The 4,993-nt window shown below is 36.4% G+C and carries 5 protein-coding genes; 4 read left to right on the top strand and 1 reads right to left on the bottom strand.

All coding sequences use genetic code 11. The annotated features are described in order from the left end of the window. The 3 genes from H601_RS0112800 to H601_RS15795 all read left to right on the top strand — a co-directional run. The coding region (locus H601_RS0112800; protein ID WP_026711867.1) for a transposase at positions 1-315 on the top strand (315 nt) is incomplete at its 5' end. A gap of 381 nt (positions 316-696) precedes the next feature. Next, complete coding sequence (locus H601_RS16720; protein WP_211223557.1) at positions 697-1,002, top strand: hypothetical protein; 306 nt, start codon at positions 697-699, stop codon at positions 1,000-1,002. 24 nt (positions 1,003-1,026) lie between these two features. Next, positions 1,027-3,702, top strand: a complete 2,676-nt coding sequence (locus H601_RS15795; protein WP_211223556.1) for a DEAD/DEAH box helicase — start codon at positions 1,027-1,029, stop codon at positions 3,700-3,702. 90 nt (positions 3,703-3,792) lie between these two features. Here H601_RS15795 and H601_RS15790 read toward each other — a convergent pair whose 3' ends face one another. Further along, entirely contained in the window at positions 3,793-4,479 is a 687-nt protein-coding gene (locus H601_RS15790; protein ID WP_051220753.1) for a nuclease-related domain-containing protein, read from the bottom strand. A gap of 85 nt (positions 4,480-4,564) precedes the next feature. Here H601_RS15790 and H601_RS16555 point away from each other — a divergent pair, with 85 nt between their 5' ends. Beyond that, complete coding sequence (locus H601_RS16555; protein ID WP_156900410.1) at positions 4,565-4,723, top strand: hypothetical protein; 159 nt, start codon at positions 4,565-4,567, stop codon at positions 4,721-4,723. Positions 4,724-4,993 lie beyond the last annotated feature (270 nt).

The raw sequence follows: 4,993 nt of genomic DNA, 5'->3' as shown, positions 1-4,993 counted from the left end.
GCCAGAGAAAAATGGAATAAAAAATACCCTGCAATATTTAGGAGCTGGGATAAAAACTGGGATAGACTAGCTAATATTTACAAGTATTCACCTCATTTAAAGAGACTAATGTACACAACAAATCCAATAGAAAGTTATCACAGAATGATACGAAAAGTAACCAAAACTAAAGGTGCATTCTCTTCAGAAAACGCAATCCTAAAACAGGTATACTTAGCTATTATGAATGCACAAACTAGATGGAATGGACAAATTTTTCACTGGTCTGCTATTCAAAATGATTTAAATGCGTATTTTAGTGATAGAATAAAATGAAATGACACAGTTTATTGAACACTCCCGAATAAAATGAAATGACACAGTTTATTGAACACTCCCTAAAAAAAATAGTAAACTTTACCAAAAATAATTCTCTCTCTTCCTCTAACCAACCCTCGAAGGGTTCCCAACCCTCCGAGAGTAAAAGGCTAAACAAAAAACTCTTCTCTCATCCTCCAACCAACCCTCGAACCAACCCTCGAAGGGTTCCAAACCCTTCGAGGGTTAAAGGTTAAAAAACAATCCTTCTTTCTTCCTCCAACCAACCCTCGAAGGGTTCCAAACCCTTCGAGGGTTAAAGCATCAAAAAAAATCCCTATATTTGAACATACTTAACATTTGCCACCCCTACAAACCGCAATTTATAAAGCAAGTAGAATGGAAATCAACAAAAAAGTCATCCACAAAATAGGAGAAGCCATCAGAGGAGGGAAGTACCTGAGCATCTACTACAAAAACAAACAGGAGGAAATAAGGCATTTTTGGATTTGCATTTTGGATATAAACAACAGGGGGCAAATGGTGGTGGACATGTTCAATGTCAATAAAGATGAACCTATTTTACAAACCACACTTTACCTTGCTGCCATTCAATCGGCAGAGATATTGAAGTTTTCTCATTATGACGTACCTGAGCAATTAATCAAAAAATTACAGGAAGACGAAAGTTTACACGTGTATTAATTTGAACGGTACGACAATGCCATTTTGAATTATTACTTAGAATGTTACAAAGCCAATAGCGACCCTTTTTTACACCAAGCCTATTTACTGCCCGAAATTGACTTGACTGAGCTGTTGCAACATAGTCCGTTTCAATTGTCGTTGGCACAGCAACAGTACTTGCTTAAAGAAATTTACCACAATGAATACAACAAGTTTCAGGAGTATAAATTAGCACTTAGTGAGTTTTCCATTGACATGGGCTCCAAAGGTAAATTTGTGGTGGCGTATCGGGAGTTGACTTATGATCCGGTGAAGAAGACACTTCTCATCAGTAAATACACGCACTTTAATCCCCATTTTTATATCAAAGATGTAAAGTATTCGTTGTCGTATTATACGGATATGAGTACGGCAGATTTTGAAGATTTCTACTTAACCGACCCAGCAAAGACGATTGAATGGTTGAGTGAAAACTTTAGAGTAGGAGAGTTGCCCAATACGCGACCCGAAGTAGTGGTGTTAGGTTATTCCAAAATTGATATTGCTCCCGTGTTCGATCGCATCAATGCGGAACAACAAAACAAGGAAATGCAAATTCCGTTAAAAGCGTTCTTTAAAAGTGCGTCGTTATTAGACCGCAAAAACAGAAAAGAACCACACATCGTGTTGTACGATAAAAACGTGAACATCGACCAGTTACGCACCATCTATAATTCGCTCAAATATCCGATTACGTATGTGCAAGGTCCTCCCGGAACCGGAAAAACACAAACCATTTTAAATATTGTCGTCAATTGCCTTACCAATAATAAAACGTTATTGATTTCTTCCAACAACAATGTCCCGATTGATGGCATCAAAGAAAAATTAACGTTAGGGAAGTACCGCGACAAAGCAATTATTCTTCCCTTTATTCGGTTAGGAAACAAGGAATGTACATTGGAAGCCCTTCAAACCATCAAAAAGCTGTATGAATTTGAAACGACTGATGTGCCCAAAGAATCACTTTTGCTGAATCTGAAAGAAAATTCAAAAGAGCGAAACAAACGTTTGGTTGAAAAGTTACAGCAGTATGAAGAACGTGCCGATTTACAACAGAATTTAGAATTTATTAATGGATTGTTGAAGAGAGGGGATTATTATTTATTGAAATTGGAAAAAGAAAAACTGGAAAAGAAAGTACATTCCATTCCGGAAACGAAAGACGAAGACGTGAAAGGCATTTTTGAAATCATAGACGGGAATTTTAAATTGCTTCAATTTTTCTATTTTGAATCGTTAAAGTACATCAAGCGATTAAAAACGAAAGACTATATAGAATTAATTAAGATTCTCCACATCGAGGAAGAAAATGAGCAAATCAAAGCGTTTAATTCCTGGTTGAGCGATGATAAAAACCTCGAAAAGTTCACCAAAGTATTTCCAATTATTTTAACGACTAATCTATCCAGCCGCCGTTTGGGACAAAAGTTCAAATTTGATTTATTGACCATCGACGAAGCCGGACAATGTGATATTCCCACCAGTTTAGTTCCTATTTCTAAATGTAAAAACATGGTGTTGATAGGCGATACCAACCAACTGCAACCCATTATCCTGTTTGATGAGTTCAAGAATGATAAACTGATGAAGCAAATGAACATCGATGCAGATTACAGTTACTACCATCACTCCATTTTGTCGGCTTATAAAAAGATGGACAGCATTTCGAGGGAAATTTTATTGAGCTATCATTACCGCTGTGGAAAAAAAATTATAGAGTATTCCAACAAGCGTTTTTATGAGCAACGGTTGAACCTCTCGGCCATCAAAGAAAATGGAAGCATCCAATTGCTTGCGGTGACCAATGCCAACCAAAAGCATAAAAACGCACAACTAGAAGAAGCCGTTGAAATTGTCAAATACATCAAATATAACAAGTTGACTGATGTATTTATTCTTACACCCTTTAGGAACCAAGAAGAAGTACTTCAGCATTATGTGACCCAAGCCAAAGCAGCCGGCGTGATTGCTGTCTCCGTAAGTTGTGGCACCATTCACAAAGTGCAAGGGCAGGAAAACAAGACCATTATCATTTCTACCGCTTTGTCCACCAAGACCAGCCGAAAAACCTACGACTGGATCAAGAACAACAGCCAATTGATTAACGTAGGCATCACCCGAGCCAAAGAAAACTTGATTGTGGTAACCGATTTAAAAGCCATTGATGTCTTATCCCGTAAAGACGATGATTTGTATGCCTTGATTGACTATGCCGCTAAGAACGGAACCACCCACGTGACGCAAAGTACCGTGAATAAACTAACCATTGGTTTTTCCAACAATTCAATGTTTGAAGATGAATTTTACAAAACCATGCAACACTATTGTTCGCTCAAGGATACCCGTTTTAGGCGAAATGTAAAAGTGGTGGACTTGTTTCCGGAGGAAAAAAACAATCCGTTGGTGAATAAAAAGGAATTAGATGGCGTGCTCTTTCAAAACAATGAACCTAAAGTAGTTTTTGAATTGAATGGACCGGAGCATTACCACCACAAAAAAATCATGAAATCCGATGCTCTTAAAATGGAGCTATTGAAAAGAAAGCAAATTCAATTGCTCTTCATCCCCAACCAATATGTCAAACACTACGAGTTTATCCGCGAATTAATCAACAAATTCAATGGGGATGTGTATCAACAAACGTTGTTTGATGGGTATGAGGAAGCGAGGAGTTAACCTAACAACCCAACCCTCGAAGGGTTCCAGACCCTTCGAGGGTTGATTTCCACCCCCTTTGTCATGCTGACGCAGGAAGCATCTCTTTTATCAATCAAATATCCTATTCCTACCTAACATGACATTAATGTTTTCAATATGCTTTATTTTTATTTGTTTATTATCTCCATTTAAAGCGGCTTCATTTAAAATATCAAAAATGTATTTTTCATTATGATATTGAATGGGGTCGTTTTGATTAAATATATTTTGGATTACTTTTCCTATTCTTTCTGATTTTACGATAAATGTTCCATCGGGAACATAATTGATTTCTTTAAATTCACAATCACCATAAAAAACAACGATAGAATAATAGGGAACATGTTCATGTTGCAACGCCTTTTTTAAATCGTATAAATGACTGTTGTTCTGTTTGATGGGATTATAAAAACGATACTTACTTTTACCATATGCTAAGATTTGTGTCCAATGGGATTGGTAACCACTCCCAAAAATCCATCCACTATACTCTTTAACCTCAAAAACAAGAATCCCAACACTAGTAACAGCTACTAAATCGATTTGCGAGTATTGACCGTTCAACTTTTTTAAATACAAGTCATGATAAATATGTGTAGAAGGGAAGCCGTATTTTAAAAGTTTGACAACCAAATTACGTTCCGTTCGTGTACCTCTGCTTAATTTTGTTACTTTTTTTAGTAACCGATAATCACGTATTATCCAAACTATCTTTAGAGTTACTATCAATACCAGTAAGATAATTAGATACTCCATGAATCTTTAATTGTTATTTCAAAAATACCATTTTTACCTGATTTTTAAAAAATTACCCCTATTTTTATCCCACCATACAAACCACATGACAACTCCCACAACTTTAAACAAATACAGCCATTATTTTAAAAAGTTGAACCGTTCTTCGCACAGAGAATTGGGAAAAGCTGGAAAAAACGGTCAAATTGACCACCTAATTCCGGAGCAAATTGACCATCGATTCCGATTCAAAATGACCACCTAATTTCGGGTCAAAATGACCACCACTTTCCGGTTGAAATTGACCACCGAAAAATACTACTTTTTTTCATGCTGTTAGCCACCTAAATTCGTTGAAAAACGAATTATGGCAAATAAAATAACAGACATGAGTAAGATAAGAAAAGTCATTAAATTTCATTGCAAGGGCAAGAGTAATTTATTTATCAGCAAGTACCTTTCACTTTCCAGAAACACGGTAAAGAAGTATATTTCTTTGTTCAAAGTATCGGGCTACAGCCTTGATTATATAGCT

Origin of the sequence: Flavobacterium filum DSM 17961 (assembly GCF_000425465.1) — a bacterium.
Lineage (GTDB): Bacteria > Bacteroidota > Bacteroidia > Flavobacteriales > Flavobacteriaceae > Flavobacterium > Flavobacterium filum.
The sequence above is the reverse complement of the archived record's forward strand: the minus strand, read 5'-3'. Positions and strand labels throughout refer to the sequence as shown.